General features: G+C 55.4%; 15 protein-coding genes. All 15 read right to left on the reverse strand.

Annotated elements, in window-relative coordinates:
- Positions 1-264: 264 nt before the first annotated feature.
- The 15 genes from HG15A2_RS06415 to HG15A2_RS06485 all read right to left on the reverse strand — a co-directional run bounded on the left by HG15A2_RS06415 (position 265) and on the right by HG15A2_RS06485 (position 18,585).
- A complete protein-coding gene (locus HG15A2_RS06415) occupies positions 265-906 on the reverse strand; it encodes a hypothetical protein (RefSeq protein WP_145058953.1) in 642 nt (213 codons plus the stop codon).
- Positions 907-967: 61 nt separating this feature from the next.
- Positions 968-1,609 (reverse strand): PEP-CTERM sorting domain-containing protein, encoded by a 642-nt coding sequence (locus HG15A2_RS06420; protein WP_145058955.1) that lies wholly within the window; start codon positions 1,607-1,609, stop codon positions 968-970.
- An 11-nt stretch (positions 1,610-1,620) separates the two neighbouring features.
- Entirely contained in the window at positions 1,621-2,286 is a 666-nt protein-coding gene (locus HG15A2_RS06425) for a hypothetical protein (RefSeq protein ID WP_145058958.1), read from the reverse strand.
- A 23-nt stretch (positions 2,287-2,309) separates the two neighbouring features.
- Positions 2,310-2,987 carry a PEP-CTERM sorting domain-containing protein gene (locus tag HG15A2_RS06430; RefSeq protein WP_145058960.1) on the reverse strand — a complete coding sequence of 226 codons (678 nt, stop codon included), beginning with the start codon at positions 2,985-2,987 and terminating at the stop codon, positions 2,310-2,312.
- A gap of 70 nt (positions 2,988-3,057) precedes the next feature.
- Positions 3,058-3,771, reverse strand: coding sequence for a PEP-CTERM sorting domain-containing protein (locus tag HG15A2_RS06435; RefSeq protein WP_145058962.1), 714 nt, complete (start codon positions 3,769-3,771; stop codon positions 3,058-3,060).
- Between the two features lie 117 nt (positions 3,772-3,888).
- Entirely contained in the window at positions 3,889-4,641 is a 753-nt protein-coding gene (locus tag HG15A2_RS06440) for a PEP-CTERM sorting domain-containing protein (RefSeq protein ID WP_145058964.1), read from the reverse strand.
- 73 nt (positions 4,642-4,714) lie between these two features.
- Entirely contained in the window at positions 4,715-5,413 is a 699-nt protein-coding gene (locus HG15A2_RS06445) for a PEP-CTERM sorting domain-containing protein (protein ID WP_145058965.1), read from the reverse strand.
- A 62-nt stretch (positions 5,414-5,475) separates the two neighbouring features.
- Positions 5,476-5,709, reverse strand: coding sequence for a hypothetical protein (locus HG15A2_RS06450; RefSeq protein WP_145058968.1), 234 nt, complete (start codon positions 5,707-5,709; stop codon positions 5,476-5,478).
- 61 nt (positions 5,710-5,770) lie between these two features.
- Positions 5,771-6,253 carry a response regulator gene (locus tag HG15A2_RS06455; RefSeq protein WP_218932362.1) on the reverse strand — a complete coding sequence of 161 codons (483 nt, stop codon included), beginning with the start codon at positions 6,251-6,253 and terminating at the stop codon, positions 5,771-5,773.
- Between the two features lie 492 nt (positions 6,254-6,745).
- On the reverse strand, positions 6,746-7,804 hold the full coding sequence (locus tag HG15A2_RS06460; RefSeq protein WP_145058972.1) for a sigma-54 interaction domain-containing protein: 1,059 nt from the start codon (positions 7,802-7,804) through the stop codon (positions 6,746-6,748).
- A 523-nt stretch (positions 7,805-8,327) separates the two neighbouring features.
- Entirely contained in the window at positions 8,328-10,421 is a 2,094-nt protein-coding gene (locus HG15A2_RS06465) for an endo-1,4-beta-xylanase (RefSeq protein WP_145058974.1), read from the reverse strand.
- A 350-nt stretch (positions 10,422-10,771) separates the two neighbouring features.
- Positions 10,772-14,233, reverse strand: a complete 3,462-nt coding sequence (locus HG15A2_RS06470) for a mechanosensitive ion channel domain-containing protein (RefSeq protein WP_218932363.1) — start codon at positions 14,231-14,233, stop codon at positions 10,772-10,774.
- A gap of 165 nt (positions 14,234-14,398) precedes the next feature.
- A complete protein-coding gene (locus HG15A2_RS06475) occupies positions 14,399-15,856 on the reverse strand; it encodes an arylsulfatase (protein WP_145058978.1) in 1,458 nt (485 codons plus the stop codon).
- 94 nt (positions 15,857-15,950) lie between these two features.
- Complete coding sequence (gene ligA, locus HG15A2_RS06480) at positions 15,951-18,200, reverse strand: NAD-dependent DNA ligase LigA (protein WP_145058980.1); 2,250 nt, start codon at positions 18,198-18,200, stop codon at positions 15,951-15,953.
- A gap of 118 nt (positions 18,201-18,318) precedes the next feature.
- Positions 18,319-18,585, reverse strand: a complete 267-nt coding sequence (locus HG15A2_RS06485; RefSeq protein WP_145058982.1) for a hypothetical protein — start codon at positions 18,583-18,585, stop codon at positions 18,319-18,321.
- Positions 18,586-18,644: the final 59 nt, after the last annotated feature.

Raw genomic sequence — 18,644 nt, forward strand, 5'->3', positions numbered from 1 at the left:
GTAGTTCGCTAGCTCCGTTTCTCAGCTGGTCCGTAGGTTCTGGAACAGTCGCGGCCAGGGCTTCACGCCTGCCGGTTTAGGATTCGCTCGAGTTGGTCGGGGGAATAAGTTGCCTTCGTATTTGCAGACTGACGCTGTGCGGATGCGGTGATGCTGGTCATACGGGTAGATCGTCGGTGAAAAACCGAATTGAGCGCGCAACGAATCAATACAGATCTTGGAGTATTAGTTAAGAGTGCTGCTGGTTATGTAAAAGTGATGCGGCTACGAGAGAGGATTGCGACGTCGTGACGCAAGTAATGCGAATCCGCATGAAGCGAACAGGGCGACAGAGGCGGGCTCGGGAACGGTCGATCGGTAGAGGAAGTGGCCGATCTGTGCACCGGCGGTTGCCGAGCCGACTCCGCCGGCTTGGATAGTCGAGGTGACACCGTTGTTGCGAATCGCGATGACGCGTTGGTTGCCTGGGCCGGGCCATGCTTCGCTTGTGGTGGCCTGACTGAAGCTGACTCCGCCGACTAGGCCGCTCTCACCGAGTAAACCGATCGCGGCCGCTGCTGCTGTGCCCCCGTCGGCAAGATCGGTCATCCCCGGAAACAAGGTCGTCGAGAGACCTAGGTTCTGTAGAAACTGGACAGCCTCGGGTGTCGATGCAATCTGAAAACCTTCGAAAACTGCTCCCGGTCCAAGTTGTGCGGCCACCGAGTTGAACGACATGCCATCAGAAAGCGTTAGGTCGAGCCACTCGCGGTTAGTGCTGGTGTCGAGTGTGAGATTCATGCCGTCGTCGGGCGCGTCGCCATTGGCGACGATCGTGGCGTCGTGGGTGGGAACGATGGCGGCAGACGCGTTGGTAGTGAATGCGAGCAAGTAGACGAAGGAGGCAATAAGGAATAAACGTTGCATGACAGGGGGCTCTTGGATTGTGGTCGGATGGTAAGGGAGTCTGATGGGTGAATGAGTTGGGTTAGCGACGTCGTGTGCCGGAAAGGGCAACGCCACAAACGGCGAGTAGCACAAGTGTAGTTGGTTCGGGAATCGTACTGGTGGGGAACTCTAACAATGTGTAGAGCAGCGTGTTCGGTGGAGAGAAGAGGGCTGTCGTCAGTGCGAATTGCTTGTCGATCTCCAGAACGTCACCGGGGAGTACCGGTTGCGAAAAGCTATCGACATCAAGGATCATGGTTCCCGTTACCGAGGTTGTAAACCCGATAGACGTTCCATTGATCCGTAAGTCCGTGACGCTACTCGTGCCCCAGATGCCTACTTGCGAACCGAGATTTACGTTGATTTCGTGCCAGTCGGTCCACGGTTCGGTGCCGGCATTGAGGATGGTTTCTCGAAAGAGTATGCCACCGCCCGACCCAGCGATGGGGCCACTATATATCTGCTTTCTCCAAGGTCCTCCGCTCGCGTCGAGATCGATGGGATAGGGCGCGGGTCCATTGATAAGATCGTTCGGTCCCCCTATCCAGACAGTGTTGGTGCTCGGATCGACTTCGTGCACCGTCGACGGCGACGAAGCCGTCCCTTGGGCAAAGGCTACCGTTGAAGCAAGAAGCCAAGCGGAGCCGAGGATTAATGCGATCTTGAGAGGTTGGGTGTTCATAGGTGGAATCCTTATTGCTGACGTGATTTACGATGCGATGTGGTGAAGAGAGCGATTCCGCCAATGGCTAGAATCGCGAACGAAGTCGGTTCAGGAATAGCCTCAATGCGAATGTTGTCAAACAATCCTGGAAACGCGCCGTTTTGGAAGCTTCCCGTTCCATAGATTCTTGCTTCGTCAAAGGGCGTGCCACTCAAGGCGAGTGTGTGGTGCTGGATGCCCGAGCCAGACAACACCATCGACGTTCCGCCAACGACGGTCCCGCCAAGTGAGATGTCGAGGTGAATTGAGTTGCCAGCCGTATTTGGGGAAACGAGCGTGAACCATTCGACGCTGATCGAAGTTTCCACGTTGCCCGTGTTCATCTTGAAGGCGCCAATGATGGGGAATCCGGCTCCCGAACCCGGCGCAAATCCGCCTTGTCCGAGAACATTGTTGGGCGAAAAAAACGGCCCACTGAGGGTAGCATCCGCTTGTTCGGCCATGAATACGGTCGATCCCCCTGATGTAAATACCGGATCGTAAAAGTTAATTCCGCCGTCGGTTAGCGTTGCCCCTTGGTTGCCTTCGGTCAGTGTGTCAAACGTAGCTAACGCTGCATGAGCACTACGGTGGACTAGTAGGGTGCTGGAAATCGATAAGACAACGGCAATCAAAATTGAATGGCGAGTTTTCATGGTAGTGCTCCAGGTGCAATAGTTCATTGACTTCGTCTGCGACGAGGGAATGCAATCAGTCCGCAAGCTGCCAAGAGTGCGAGTGATGTAGGTTCGGGTACAGCGGCAATCGGCGACTGACGCAGCGTGAACGACGTGATGCCATCGGGGACGTCGATCGTGAACTCGTACGGGGGAAGACTGTAACCGCCGCCGTTGGGATGTAAGCCGCCGCTCACTTGGATGACGTCTTCGGTCCACACATCGAGGGTGCTAAAGAAGGTGCTGAAATCGGGCGGCGAGCTGAAATCGGGTGCGTCAAAATCAAGCCCATCACCGGGTGTCGATGGCACAAACCCTGCTCCCATCCCGAAGCCAAGCTCAATACGGTAGCCAGACCAGTCGAACGGCGTGCTGTTATCTACGCCTTCTTGGAACAAGTATTCAGTCGTTCCCCCAGGGGGCGTTGCCGTGAAAACGTCGAACTGGATATCCACAGGACCGATACCCGTGTAATGTTTTTGAGCGACGACCTGCACGTTTCCTGAGTCCCCGATAACATCATCGTTGCCAGGAAACGGAGGCGGCGAGATCGAGACTCCTGCCACCGATGCCACCCCCGACGACCAAGTGAAGCCGCTAATCTCGCCCGCCTGGACGACCCTGCCTCCTGCCAATACGGCGAGCACGAAGCTCGGGAAAACTATGCGTTTGATGTTCATTGTTCTTCTTTCGAAAAAGCTTGTTGTTACAAATTGTGGAGAGGGTTTAGTCCGCTAATCAGGTAAGCGACTAGCGACGGCGCACTGTGACGCCAAGTCCGACGAAGCCGAACAGTAGTAGCGTACCGCTTAGGGGTTCTGGAATGGTTGCTGTTACAGCGATGATGCTGCCAGAGGAATCGATGATTCCTGTCGCGGGAGTACTCGACACACTACCAACGCCAATGGAAGAGATCGCGTTGGCGGGAAGTCCCAGGGTGTTGGAGTAGTCCTGCAGAATGAATCGCCAGACCTCGCCCGCTGCCCAAATGCCATCGAACGTCATGCTCTCGAAAATCAACGGATGGTGACTTCCGGCGGGGTCGGAAACTTTGTGGTCTAGCCGAAACGCTTCATGCGCGGGCGCCAGGCCGGGTATGCCGTGATTGGCTTCACCGTCGTAGTTCGTGATGGTCGTTTCCTCGTCGGCGACGTACCATACTTCATGCCAGTCGATTCCTGAGGTGTTTCTTATTTCGACAACTCGATTGAGAACGCTCGGGTCGTCCTGAAGAGGACACGGCGCCAGTGAGGTTGGTCCTTGATCGGTCGAGAATAGCGACTCGTCAGTGGGGAACTCGATCATGTCGCCGATTTCGTGGACATCATCCGGGATGAACAGTGGGTCACAGTCGCCCGGCGTATCGATGTGAATCATCGGTGTTGGCACCGCTGAGGCCTGTGATGTGACAGCGAAGACTGCAGCGAGCGACAACAGTGAGGTAGCAAGTTTTTGTGTAGACATGAGACTTCTCCAGAGGAAATAAGTGGTAAATGTAGTGTGAGATCAAATCGAAGTTGGGCCAAAGTCGCGATCTGCGGTCGGAGGGGTGCGAGCCCCCCTCCTTCGCCTGCCACATATTTACAAACTCCGTCGCCGGCGAGTTGCAACGCCACCGATGCCAGTTGTTAGCGTGAGCAGAATACTGCTAGGTTCTGGCACTAGAGGGGCCTGCAGGCCGAAGCCGTAGTGTGTAAAGGGCTTGTTGAGTTGCAGTCGGTAGATCGGCTGGTTGGTTACCAGGGCGACTGCCACACTGGGATTGCCGCCAAACGTTGAGCCAGCGACGCGGTAGGTATTGGGGTTGATGCCGTTCCAATCCCAGCCTGGCATGTTGCCTGGCACGATGGCGCCCGCGGTTCCCGTGCCCGTACCGGTGATGGCGTGAACCGTGTTGGGCCCGGTTGTTGCTCCCAACCATTCGGTCGTGATTGGAGCATTGGCAGAGTCGAAAGCCCGGAGGTCGAAACGCTCCGCCAGTGTCGAACCACCATCCACATCACCGAAAATCATAAATGTGCCGGACGGCAAATAACCCAACGGAAGCGTTGTGAAGTCGTATCGAATGGTGCCCGTGTTAAAGGCGCTGGGAATGGGACCGTTGGCGACAAAACCTCCCAGCCAGTTGGGATGAACTCCCGCTCCCCAGGCTCCTGTGAACCCAGGCCCAAAGGAGACCTGCAGCGGGGCTTGCCCCGGTGGCCAGGCGGGGTTGGGGACGGGAATCGGCAAGTTGCCGCCAGAGCCGGTAAGGATGGCGGCCGACAGCGTACTGCCGAAAGAAGTCAAAGCAAGTGTCAATAGTGTGGACAAAGCGAGTGTGTGAAGCTTCATGAGTTCGATCCTCTCAAAGAAAATGAGGGTTTAGATTTACTGAGGTGATTTAAATCGTGGCTTGTGCGGATAGTCAGACTGCATGACGGCGAGCTGTACCAATCCCGACTAGGCCCATGAGAAGTAGCGCGATGCTTGCCGGCTCGGGAATGAGCTCGATGGCAATGATGCTGCCGGAAGACGTGATTGCTCCCGAAGCGTCAGGCGATGATGCGTTGCCAACACCAAGCGAGTTGATTGCGTTTGGCGGCAGTCCGGAAGAGTTCACGTAGTCCTGTAGCACAAACTGCCACGACTCGAAGGGCTCCCAAATGCCGTCGGGATTCATACTCTCAAAGAGGAGCGGATGATGCGATCCACCTGGATCTGCGACGAGATTGTCGATGCGAAACGCCTCTCGCAGTGGCGAAAAAGCCGAATCGTTCGCTTCACCATCGTAGTTGCTGATCGAAGTACCCGGGCTGGCGACGTACCAGACTTCCGACCAAGATCGGCCGGAAAGATTACGGATATCGATCATCGCATTGGGACCGCCCAGATGCTTGGGTGGGCAGGGCACGATAGTCGATTGGCCTAGGTCGCCGGACGTCAATGCTTCGTCCGACGGAAAAATCGATACGTCCCCAAGTTCATCGACGTTCATGGGAATTAGCAGCGGATCACAATCCGGCGTGTCGAAATGCACGACCTGCGTAGGCAACGCCAATACTGGGGAGGACAATGCAAATAGGATTAGGTAGAAGGGTGAGCCTCTAGAGATGCACGTTTTCATGAGATCATTTCCTGATAGGGTGAGGTTGTTACTTGCGCCATTGGGATGAAGCGACGGGTAGCTTATTCAGTTCCGCGCATCCAGCGATGGTTGTGGCGATACTTGACGCCATGACAATGCTGCGGAGCACGGTGGGTTCGCCTAGGCGGTTTATTGCGCCGCCGACCCTTTGCTGCCGCACGAGTGCGCGAGACAGGCATCACGCCTTCTCGATTGCAACGAATCCGCTCGAAGTGCTCGACATCTTCGTAGGCATCTAACAGCGCGTCTGACTTTGGATTGATGAAATTGACCATGGGAATGCTCCTGAGAGTCGGAAAAGTGGGTTGGTAGAAAGTCGCAGTGTGTAGGTGGCAGTCAGGAATCTGGTTTGCTTCGTACAGCCGCGTCTACGATGGGCGTGGAAATCCTAGCTGAAGATGCCCGAGGTCGAGGTGGACCATGGGCGAGGTGGTCGCGTTGATCGAGACGTTGCAACGCTGGCATAGCGCTGAACCAAGCGGCTTGAGGAGGCTTGCAGCCGTAGAGAGTCGCGCCCGCATGACGGGCTTGTATTTCGTCAGCGGCGGAATAGATATCGCTAATGAGAACGCAAGCGGAGTTCCTATCCCGCTCGCAAATCTGCGAGAGCAGCTCGACGCCGGTCATGTCGGGAAGTTTGAAGTTTATCAACCATAGCCCCACACCAGTCATCGCCGGCAGGCGCAGGGCTTCTTCGCCGCTGGTGGCGATATGGATACGAACTTCACTAGCCGCCAACTCGGCAGCCAGTTGCGAGTAGTCGTCTGGGCGCGGATCGACTACCCGTATGTCGGTAGTGGCAGACGTTGTGGTTGGCATGAGATCACTCGGAAGCGAAGTGAGTATTGACTGTTTCAGCGAATTCTGAAGCCGGTGAATCTTGTGGTGCAGTTCAACCGCAGCGAACGCTGTGACATCTTTCGGCAGACAGCAATCGCAAAGCCTGGACCAAACCTGCGACATTCAGTGCGCCGATCGACCTAAGTCCTGTAGAGAGAACAGGAAGAAAAAAGCGAGTGGCACTGGCGCGCGAATCGGTAGGATGGTTCCACACAATGCCTTGTCCGGCGATGCGACAGAACAGTCCGATTTCCGAATGCCAACTTATCGTGCGCAGCTACAGAAGTGTCCGCTTTCGGACAAGCATTGACTGCGCAGTAACGCGATGTCGCTTCTAAAGGGATGCAAAAAGTGCGCAGAAGTGCGCGGAGTGTACCTGTCACGCAAAGGCAGCGAGATGCGTGAGCCTCGAATCAAATCATAGCTTCAACGGAGGCGACGGCGTTATGGATGATCGTGTTGGTGGGGGCTCTACTTAGCTCGTGGTAGCTTGCCAGGTAAATCTGGGATTGTTAGCTCAAACTTTTTTATCAGGCGAATCAGCGACTGACGACTGATGCCTAGCAGCCTCGCTGCCGCACTCTGGTTGTAGTAGGTGTGCTCAAGGGTAGACAGTAAATGATCTCGCTCCAACTGGGCCAGGGTGGTCCAACCAGTCTCGGAGGTATCGCTAGCTGAGTCCGCAACCATCGACGAGGAAACCCTGCCACACTCGTGTTGCGGAATTTCTGTACAATCTGCTTGGGTGAGAAGGCATTGGAGATTTGAGCGTGTGAGCAACTCGGTATCACTGGCAATAACCGCCTGCTCAAGCACGTTTTTTAGTTGCCGAACGTTACCCGGCCAGGAGAACTCTTGCAGGGCTTCTAGGGCACCCGGCGAAATCACGCATCGCGGCATGCCTTGTTGGGCAAGCAATTCCAAAAAACATTGCGATATCTCAGGGATGTCGTCACGACGCTCGTGAAGTGGGCTCGTCACAATAGATACGACGTTGAGTCGATAATAGAGATCCTCGCGAAATCGGCCAGCTGCGACTTCTTGTGCCAAGTCGCGATTCGTGGCAGCCACGATGCGAACATCAACGGGAACCCCCTCGTGGCTACCCACGGGTGAAACGATTCGTTCTTGCAGAGTGCGAAGTAGACGTGCTTGCAGCGACAGTTCTAGCTCGCCAATTTCGTCGAGAAATAAAGTGCCCTTGTTGGCCGCACGAAAGCAGCCTAGTGCAGTGAATGTCGCGCCCGTGAAAGCACCTTCGACATGCCCGAAAAGCTGACTAGCCATCAGCTCGCCAACTAATGAGGCGCAATCAACTGGAACAAAAGGCTCTGCTGCCCTGGCACTTTGTGAGTGTACTGCTCGAGCTACCAGCTCTTTGCCAGAGCCGCTAGGTCCTGTGATCAATACATTGGAGTCAAATGGAGCCGCTCGCGTTATATCCGCTCGAAGCTGCTTGGTTTCAGTACTAGAGCCAAGAATGCAGTGGGTGGATTGCGGCGCTTTGGGAGATTGCGTTTGTAGATTCATGAGACAATCAAGGTTGGGTGACTAGGCTGAAAATCAGCACAAAACCTGACTGTTATCAACGAAATTTCGGCTAACAGCCAAGTCTCTTGCGTCTACCAAATCAATCGTAGAGCAAACGCTGAGATCGTGGTCTTGGAAAGCTTCTAGCGCAGAATCGCATAAGAAAAGAAGCTTCTCATCCTTGAGAATAAAAGTTTTTCTCGGTGACCCGTCGCGTCGTCTTGCCCAACCCTGTTCCGCGTAGGTCGGCTGGGCCCAAAGTCCACCCCTTGCTGCGGGTGTATCTCATGAAAACTGGCCCTGCCACTAATCTTCCTTACAGGGTTCTAACACAAGTAGGATGTGATTTCCACACGATGGTCCATTGCCAGGTCCTGATAGCTAACTGCCGACAACTGTTGTTCCGCAACCCTATATGCAGAAGTAACTTACGACGCCAGGTCTGAATTGAAAGTTATTCAGTTAGTCGCGTGTTCCTAATGGATTTGCCAAATAGGTTTCGGCGAAGTGGTTTGGGGCATCGCTAGTAGGGCGTACTCAGCCGACGGCTTCGTCCCATGGCACCAACGACTAATAGACCCAGCAAGAGCCCCGACGGCTCAGGTACGGCATTAGAGAGAGCCCCTGCGCTGTCGCCGTACTGGGTTTGCCACGTGAGAAAATCGAGCCCGTTGATGCTTGTGTTTCCATCGGCATCGCCCTGAGGCTGGATGGCGCCGCTTGCAGTAGCGTAGTTGCCTTGCCAGGTAGCCAGATCGGCAGCATCAACATCGCCGTTGCCGTCGAAGTCCGCACTGAGTAGCGAGAGGGCTACGTCGAGCACTAAGCCCCCCTCGGTGAGCGTCGCGGTGACAGTCTGTTCTTGGCCGTTGAGCATGATCGTGACTTCGTACTCTCCTTTGAAACCGTCAAGATTGATCGAGCCATCAGCCGCGATCAAATCTTCGTCGGTCCACCATTCGTCGTATACTAAATCGAGGAACGCCTGCCCGTTGGGCTTGATTGACCAATCTTGGTTGAACATCGCGGCGTTGGGTCTCCAATGAGCGCCTTCCCAGAAGCCCCACATGACGAAGTCGTCCATTCCCTCATGGGCGAATACGGCTGTTAAGAAGTCGCGTGTGTAGTCTGCCTGCAACTGCTGGTTCGTGGTATTGATGTCGAACTCAGTAATCTGCATGTCGAGGCCCAATTGCTCGAAGCGGTCGAAAATTGTCCAAAGTTGTTCGGGTCCGGTGAGATCGTTGTTGAGTGTCGTGTCGTCCACTGCAAAGTGCGCCTGGAAGCCAACTCCATCGATTGGTGCACCATTGTTTTGGAGATATTCAAGCGTATCGAAATACAACTGCTGGTTGGCGGTGTTGGTCGCTCCGCTTGAGTCAAGTATCCCGTAGTCATTTAAGAAAAGCTTAGCCGCTGGGTCAGCCGCCATTGCTTGGGTGAACCAATCAATCATGACCGCATCGCCTTCGGGTAGATTGTCCATGATGTCGTGGTGGACGCGCACCTCGTTAATCACATCCCACGCGGAAAGCTGGCCGGCAAAGGCGCCCCCCACATCGGCAATGTGTGCTGAAACGGCGTTACGGAGCTGAGTCTGCTGAGCAGCGTTCAGGGGAGCTTGATCGAGTAGATTTTGAATTGAGTTAGGAAGTACGTCGTAGCCAGGCCACACCATGGTATGCCCCCGGACATCAATGCTATTGCTAGCGAGCCAATTTACGGCGTCCTGCGCACCGGTCTGCGAGTAGAGGTTTCCCCACTCCCCATCCCAGGGTGGCCATTTGAGATTGTTTTCGAGCGTCGCGATGTTAAACAGCTCGGCTGTTTTCTGTTTGTAGGTAGCGTAACTTGGATTGTTGTCGCGTAACCGGAATCCCACGACGGCCGATCCGAAGCCGAACTCGTGCTCTGTCATCTCGACGGAGACGTTTGCGCCAGAGAGCGTATTACCCAGCGCATCCTTCACATTCACTTGGATATTGTCCATGCGATTGGCGGCGATCCGTGCATCGGCCACAGCTCGCCAAGGGGCGTCCGGTTCCGCGCCCGCGTAGGCCGGGGGAGCAGTTACAGTGTCGGAAATCAGAACGCGGTCGAAGCTCATGTCAAATGGAGCTAACGAACCGTACGTCCCGAGTACCTGGAACTTTGTGACGTTTGTAAAATCAAATTGCTGGAAGTTACCGACGGAACTCGTGGGATTGGCAAGTGTGGTCGAAGCAACCAGCGTCCCGGGGGTTCCTGTTCCCAGCGATGAGGAGTCGAAACCCCACTTGCCCGTGATGCCCGCGGAGTCGACGAGTTCCACCAGGAATTGATCGCCGGAGTTCCCCGGGTTGGTGAACATGTCGACCACGATTCGGCCATCGGCAAAGGAGGAGAGATCTAGCGGTGAGCTCAGGTTGAGACCAGCGCCGCCGATGTCGTCCACGGGATCAGAAAGTGTTACCGAGGTTGCCCCGATCGACTGACTGAAGCCGCTAAACGTGTAGTTAAAACCTGTGCTATTGAAATCGGAGAGTACGATATCGGTGGCTGAAGCGGGACGCGCAGAAGCGGCTGCAAGGAGGCCGCTGCCGATAAGCAGCAAGGCGCAACGGGACCATCTGCACACAGGCGTAGAATCTGAAATAGTAATGGCTCTGTTCCGTGGGATAAGTGGTACACAATTGGCGCAACTTCTCTACCTTTCATTCTAACAAGCAATGCCGATTGCGGGTAACAACACGGATTCCTGCCGAGAAACTGGCCGCGTAAGACCAGTTGGACGCTTACGGACGTGGTTCGGCACGTGCCTTGTCAATCAACCCTCCCCGGCCCCGAGAGGCCAACCCTCCCAAAGGGAGGGGTTTCGCCCGCAGAAGCTGTGAGTCCAAGTCCGACCCTCCCCCTGGGAGGGTCGGACGCGGTAGCGGCCGGGGAGGGTTGATCGAGCTGAGGGGCAGAGGGCGCTTGGCGTAGGTCCTATGCGGCAATGTTCTCGGGGTCCTGAGCGTGCGTTTCGGTTGCACCAGCAAAGATTTTGTGAGCCGCCGCAGGCAGGGTTTTTAAATGCAGATCGCACTGAGGGAAGGCAATCTCGATATTGTGCTGCTTGAATAGATCGTCGATCAGTAGATGTAAATCGTGTTTCAGACGACGGTACATTGTCAAATCGTTCACGAAAACTCGCAGCTCAAAGTTTAAGCTGCTCTCACCAAACGCATCGAACATCACGAACGGCTCGGGCGAAGCCAGCACGTTGGGATTCTCCGTGGCGACTTGGTAAAGTAGTTTCGTAGCCAGCCGTGTGTCACTGCCGTAGGCGATCCCTACCTTTACAATTAGCCTTAGGCTGGGGGTTGTTAAGGTCCAATTCACCAAGTTGCCAGTGATGAAATCCTTGTTGGGGACGATTAGTTCTTTGTTGTCCCAATCGACGATAGTAGTCGCGCGAATGCGAATCTTCGTTACCGTGCCAGTGATCTCGCCGATAGTCACAGTATCGCCCACGCGTGCCGGACGCTCGAACAACAAGATGATGCCTGACACAAAGTTGGCGAAAATCTCTTGCAGGCCAAAACCTAGACCAACCGTCATCGCTGCAACGAGCCACTGGACGCTCTGCCAACCTACGCCCAGTTGTCTCACGCCTAGTGCGATACCAACGACCATGATCATGTAGCGTGTCACAGAACTTGCCGCGTAGCGTGCTCCTGCGTCGAGTGGCAGTTTCTGCAGCACGGCGATTTCAAGGAGGCCAGGTAGGTTGCGCCCGGCGAACCAAGTAAACCCAAAGATGCCGAACGCGAGTAGAACGTCAGCAAGCGTGACAAACACCGTACCGACATCGGAATCGCTGGGTGCGAGACCGCTGGTCCACAATTCAACATGGTCAAGAACGCCGAGTGCCGGCAGCACCTCGCTCCAATTCCAGAGCATCGTAAACGCAAAAGCCAACCCGACTCCAACTCCAACTAGATTGCGTGCCTGTTGGTTGATATCGCCCAGATTAAAGTGCGTTTCTACTTCGACAGCTTTCTGGTCGGCGGTCTTGCTTTCCTGTGCCTCTAACAAAGCCTTGCGCTTGGCTCTTGCCTGCTGGATTGCGACGCGTCGGTACGAGACCAACAACCATCGCATCAACAAAGATCGGAGTGCTAGGAAAGCGAAGACAAACACACAAGAGCCAAACACACGCCGTGTCAACTGCATGGCCGTGTAGTGGTAGCCGGAGATCGTTGCGGCCAACAATCCGAGGATTGCCAAAGTCGCCAGCGGTGGGATCAGGGAAACAAATCGCGTTCGCCAAGAGTTTTTACTGGTCGAGGCCAAGCTTGAAGCCAGCGGTCCGCGTGGGCGAAGCAAGCGAAAACAAATGACACCGATCACGACCAACGCTGAGATAAGCGATAACCGTCCGATCGAGTTGATGGTTTGTTCGTCTCCAGCGATCTCAACTCCCACTGCAATCGCCAGCAGTGGCAGGGCAATGAGCTCGAGTGATCGCATTGAGTGGCGAATGGCAGACAGAGCCCTTGCGTCCCAACCAAAGTGATTGGTCCCCAGGCCGCTGCTACGCGAGGCATGCCTTACTAGGTTCAGCATGGCATAGGCTGCGGCAAACCAGACCAGCGACCAACCCGCAGCACACGCGAAGCCATCACTCGTGCGGCACAGTCGCCAACCTATGAATCCGCAGACAACCGGAACTGTCGCGGCAAGGAATAGTGTTGCCAGCGACGCGACAATCGTCGGTCGGAAGAGCGTGGCGCTTGGTTTGGCGGCCAATTCTCCATTGGCTCGGAGAATACTTCGAACTTTTCTCCTTCCGACTAGTAAGACCAGTGTGACGCAGGTCGCCATCGCCCACCAGTGAGAATTTTGCTTAGCGTCAGCCAGTAGATTTGCAACGAGCTGTTTGGTTTGGTTGAGCCGCCCGGGGACACTGCTCCAGAAGGTGTTCGTGAAGTCAACGTCTTCGAGGGAAAGTGTCGGAGCGCTACGAACCCACAGAACTTGCTCCGCAATGAAGCTTTGCAGTTCCTCGGTAACCTTGACTACTTTTGCTTCTTCGGTATTCACTTTTTCCAAATCTGTTACGCAGTCTCCAGAATTGCTGAAGAGTTCGGCGAGAATCTCTACCCGGCTATTGAGCACTAGGCGTAACTCGGCAATGACTTCTTCTGGAAGCGTATCCGAGGAGGATGCCTCGAATGCCACAACCGCCTCTTCGACGGCCTTGTCGACGTTGAGTGCTCTATTGCGCTGAACTTCCCATTCGTAGACATCGAGGCTTAACTGGGATATTTCCAAGGGACGAGTCCTGAGCCGTTCACGCAGTGATCCCAGCTCCGGCATTTGATCCTGTTGGCTTCTCAACATGACGCCAATGGCTGGCGAATTCTCGGCAAACTCGGCCTGCTTCTTGACGTCGCCGAGTCGCCGCTTCATGGTTTGGCCCAGTTCACGAGCAGCTGCGATGCGTTTCGCAACCAGTTGCATGCGCCTGACCAGCGTTTGATTCTTCTCGGCAAGCACCGCATTGAGTGTAGCCGCTTCCTTGACAGCCGGGTGGGCATTAACAGCCGTACGGCGAGCCTCGGTCGCCTGACGCTTTGCCTCGATCCGCTGGGACTTCGCATTGAGCTCCTGAACGTGCTTGAGTTGCTCGCTAGCTAGTTGCAATTGTTTCTCGGCCGCATCGCGTTTAGCCAACGAAAGTCGACCGGTTGCTTCATAGGTGCGGTTCTCTTGCTCAAGCCATTGCAGTTCCTGTTGCAAAAAGCTAAGACGTGCTGCTTGATATAAACCCCGAGCTTGTTTCAACAAGGGGGGGACACTTGCAGCAGCCTCTTTCTGAACTGGTACGTTCTTGTCTAGCTGTTCGCGACACTTCGCTAGCAAGTCGGGAAGTACCAAGCGACGAGCTGCGCGCCGTTCGATTTCGGCGGCGACTTTTTGAACTTTCTCCCGCGCACTGCTGACTTGGAGATCAGCAGCAGAGAGTTTGCCGCGGAGTTCTTCCGCGTTCAGTTGGGCGAGATCACTGGGTTCGGCGTGTATTTCGGAAGACTCTTTTTGCAGGCTCTCTAACTTTTCGCCTGCCTCGTCAAGTTCCTTTTGTAACGCGGCGGCGGCCGCTTCGAGTTTTTCTTTTTCCGCAATCTTCGCCAGTGCTTTGTCGCAAAGCTCGGCGACTTCAGTTCGAGTTTCCTCGCTGAGCTTGTCAGCCTCGATTGCTTTTGCCTTAAGTTCCTTGAGAGACTCACTTATTCCTTCAGCGGTGAATGCAAGAGGCTCGTCTGCGCTGGGCTCCTCAGGGGTCGGTACGGGCTGGTCTGCCTGTGCGACGGCGGGACTTCCCTCGAATTCTTCCGCAGCATGCAATGCTGACGCTTCAGTGAAGAGGGCTGAGAGAAGTAGTAGAAAAAGTAAGCTTCTCATCGCAGGTTGTGCCCTTCCATGGCGGTACGGTCGCGCAAGCATGGCTTGCGGTAGCCTCGTTTCAGCGAGAAATAGCCACTGGAAAGCAGCTGCTACGCGGCAGCGGAGAGTAGGCAAAACAGGCGGACATAAGAAGGTCATTCACGCTGGGAATCACTCGTGCTATCACTTCCGTTTCGCTTCGGCACCCTGCATACCTCTGCGCTCACCCTGCCACTGGAAACGCTCTACAGGCGACTCGCTGTGAGCCTCCTGGATGAACCTGTCGAGCTTCTCGACGACCTCGGGATAGCCAGTCGCAATGTTGCTGTTTTCTGACGGGTCGTTCCTAAGGTTGTAAAGCTCCAGGCGTGAATTTGGGTCTTGATCCACGTTGTAACGCACTCCCTTCCAATCGCCCCAGCGGATGGCCTCGCGGCCCTTCCTTTCGTGGAATTCCCAGTACAAGTATTCTGAAGCCGTCTGGCCCTCTTTGCCCAAGAGCGTCGGCAAAAAGGAAACACCGTCGCAATCGTGCGGCGGGGCTACGCCAACGAGATCCGCAATGGTAGGCAATACGTCCCAGAATGCACTCAGGTGAGCCGTCTCACTGGCGGCTTCGATTTTTCCTGCCCAGTTAGCGATCATCGGCACGTGAATGCCGCCCTCGTAGAGATCGCGTTTGTGACCGCGTCCTAGGCCGTTGGAGTTGAAGTAATCCGGATCATGCCCGCCTTCTTGGTGAGGGCCATTATCGGAGGAGAAGATGACCAGCGTGTTGTCGGCAATACCCAGCTCTTCCAATTTTGCGATGAGTTCACCAATATCGTCGTCCATGACACTCACCATCGCAGCAAAGGCGGCGTGGCTTTCCGGCTGTGAACCATAGCCACCTTTGCGATAGTTGGGACCGCCATCGGTACCCTTGTAGGCACTCTCCGGCAAGAACTTCCCACGATACTTGACCATGTACTCTTCCGGAGCGAACATCTCGGCATGCGGCTGAATCATCGCGTAGTAGCAGAAGAACGGCTGCTTTTGGTTATCCTCAAGGAACTTCAGCGTCTGCTCTTGGATGAGATCGGGGGCGTACGCTTGCTCTTCCAACCCAAAGTTGCCCCACAGGATTTCGCGTTGGCGGTCATTCCACAGGAAGTAGGGGTAGTAATGGTGCGCAAGCCGCTGGCAGTTGTAGCCGTAGAAGCGGTCGAAGCCCATCAGTAGCGGTTCACTCGCTGAGCCCGGTGCACCGAGTCCCCACTTGCCAAAAATGCCTGTCTTGTAGCCAGCCGTTTGCAACAAGTGGCCGAGCGTGAGCGTATCAGCCGGCATGGGTTGTTGTCCCTCAGGTTTTACTTCCGCATTACCACGCACTACGCAATGCCCCGTATGCTTGCCGGTGAGCAACGCACACCGTGAAGGGGCACACACGGTGCTGCCCGAGTAGTGCTGTGTGAACCGCATGCCTGTGGCAGCAAGTGCGTCGATGTTGGGCGTCGTGAACTTTTCCTGACCCTGGCAGCTCAGATCACCATAGCCCAGGTCGTCCGCCAATATGTAGATAATGTTGGGGCGCTCATCGCCGCTAGCATTTGATATCAGAGCGAATATCAAGAGCATCGAAGTTGGTAGAATTCTCAGCATGGTTAGGCATCTTTGCAGCTTTGTTTCACAGGGAAGGTCTTGAGTCTCAGGGGGAGTCAAAAAACTGGCCTCAATATTTTACGTCTCTTGGAATCTATGTATCTTGCAGGATCTCGTGAAACTCGGCCTCGTTGAGTACCTTCACGCCCAGTTGTTCTGCCTTGGTGAGCTTGCTGCCCGCCTTTTCGCCGGCGATCAGATAGTCGGTCGATTTTGAAACGCTACTCGCTGCGCGACCGCCGTGGGTGCGGATGAGCTCCTGGATTTCTTCGCGAGTGTACCGCGTGAGCTTACCGGTCACGACTAGCGACTTGCCAGCCAGCTTTTGCGTACTACCCTGTTCTGTTTGAGGCATCGTGAGATCGACGCCTGCTTCCTTGAGCTCGGCAAACACATGCTGGCCGCGTTCGCTGTGGAGGAAATGGTGCAAGCTCTTGGCGATTTCCTCGCCAATGCCTGATTCGCTGCCGTTCGCCTTGAATGACTGAATGTCTTCGGCCGTCGCCTTACTTAAGGCGTCCAGAGTGCCGTAATGTTCCGCGATAATTCGTCCGCTCGTCGATCCCACGTGACGGATGCCTAGGCTGGCCAGCACACGAGCCAAGCCGCGATCCTTGGCGGCTACGATGCCAGCAAACAGGTTGTCCGCCTTTTTCTCGCCCATGCGTTCTAGCTTGAGAACTTCCTCACGGCGCTCATGCAGAGAGAACACATCGCCGAACGTGCCGATAAGCCCCGCTTCGGTGAGCTGCTCGACCGCCTTCTCCCCAAGGCCGTCGATGTCCATTTGTCCCCGCCCCGCGAAGTGGATGAGCCGTTCGCGCAGTTGAGCCGGGCACTCAGCATTGATGCAGTAGCGGGCTGTTTCGCGACCGGTCTCGCCATCCGATGCAGAGGAGAAGGCGATTTCAACTTCGCCAGCGCACTCGGGGCATGCTTCGGGTGCTTTCATCTCTTTCAAGCCGTCCGGCCTTTTGTTTTTCACCACCCGAACCACCTGAGGGATGATTTCGCCCGCCTTCTCGATGATCACCCGGTCACCCACGCGAATATCCTTGCGGGTGATCTCGCCAAAGTTATGGAGCGTCGCATGTTGCACCGTCGTACCGGCCACCAGCACCGGTTCCATCTTTGCTCGCGGGGTCAGCTTGCCTGTCTTGCCGACTTGCCACTGCACTTCCAGCAACGTGGTTTCCGCTTGTTCAGCCGCGTACTTGTAGGCAATCGCCCAGCGCGGTGCTTTGCTCGTGAATCCCATATGTTGTTGAGCAGCGTAGCTATCCACCTTCACGACTACGCCATCGACCGCATAGGCGAGCTCGTTTCGCTGATCCTCAAACTTCTCAATCTCGTCGATGGCTTCTCGTAACGATTCGCACCTTTGATTGAGCGGATTGGTAGGAATGCCCCAACTGGCAGCATGTTGGAGGAACTCGCTGTGCGAGGTGATTTGTTCCGCAGCCTCCGCACTCATTTCGCCCACTCCGTGGGCGAGGAATTGCAAGCGCCGCTCAGCAACGATCTGCGGGTCGAGCTGTTTGAGCGTGCCCGCTGTGGAGTTGCGAGGGTTGGCAAACGGCTCGTTTCCGGCTGCTACCGTCACTTCGTTCAGACGCACGAATTCCGACTGCGGCATGAAAATTTCACCGCGAACCTCTAAAATCGCTGGCAGCGGTACCTTTCCTACTGCTGACAGTTTGAGCGGAATCGAGCGAATCGCCCTCACGTTCTGCGTCACATCATCGCCGTGCGTGCCATCGCCGCGAGTGATCGCCTGCGTTAGCAAACCGTTCTCGTAGCGCAAGCTTATTGCCACGCCATCGACTTTTGGCTCGGTTACGTAGCCACCGGGCAACGGGTAGCCATGAGCGCTGGCAGCATCCAAATGATCGCTAGTTCGACTTGCCAACGCTTCACGCTGCAAATTCGCTTTTTCTCGTACCGCTTTAGCCTCAGCAGTGCGTTGCCCTTTTACCTCAGTTTCCTGGTTGTCGATTGCGATTGATTCGGAGGCAAGTTCAACCAGCCTCGGATCAAGTGCTTCAAAGCACCGCTTCGCCCATTTCGTGAGGTCTTCGACATTGTACGTGTTGTCGATCGAGTACATGCGCTGGGCATGAGGTACGGTTTCAAACCCATCGATCGGCTGCCCGCTTACTCGCTGCGAAGGACTGTCTGCGGTAATCAGTTCTGGATGGGCAGCCTCAACTTCTTCCAACTCTTTGAGCAGCAGGTCGAACTCTTGATCAGAAATCTCCGGAGTCGCATCTACGTAGTAAAGCCGCTCGTGCCGGCGGATTTCCTGCCGGAGCGTCTCAATCGTTTTTGCGGGGTCTTCAGGCATTGGTGCTAATTGAAAATCGGAGGCGAATTCGTAGGCCGGAACGAGTGGAGCGAGTTCCGGCAGGGATTGCCCAATGGGGATCCGCCGGAACTCGCTCCACTCGTTCCGGCTTACTTTCTCACTCGTCCTTACGATCTTGCCGACTCTCCAGTGCCATCGCCCCGAACGTCAGCACTGCCAGCACTGCCAGTTCGACCAGCAGTAGTGTGTTGCCGTGGGCCCGCATCCACGCAAACAGCGGGTGCGCTGCCTGCTTAGCCGCATCAGCTGCCGCATTGACCATCTGAAAAGCCATGTATCCGTAGATGAATGCCGTCACCACGAACACCGTGCCGACTGGGATAAGAGCGAGATAAAACGGATTGAGTGGTTTCTTGCGGGGCATGGGCTTGCTTTTTGTCATTCCGAGCGAGCCAACCCGTCGAAGCTGCCCGCTCGGACTAG

Origin of the sequence: Adhaeretor mobilis (assembly GCF_007741515.1) — a bacterium.
Taxonomy (GTDB): Bacteria; Planctomycetota; Planctomycetia; order Pirellulales; family Lacipirellulaceae; genus Adhaeretor; species Adhaeretor mobilis.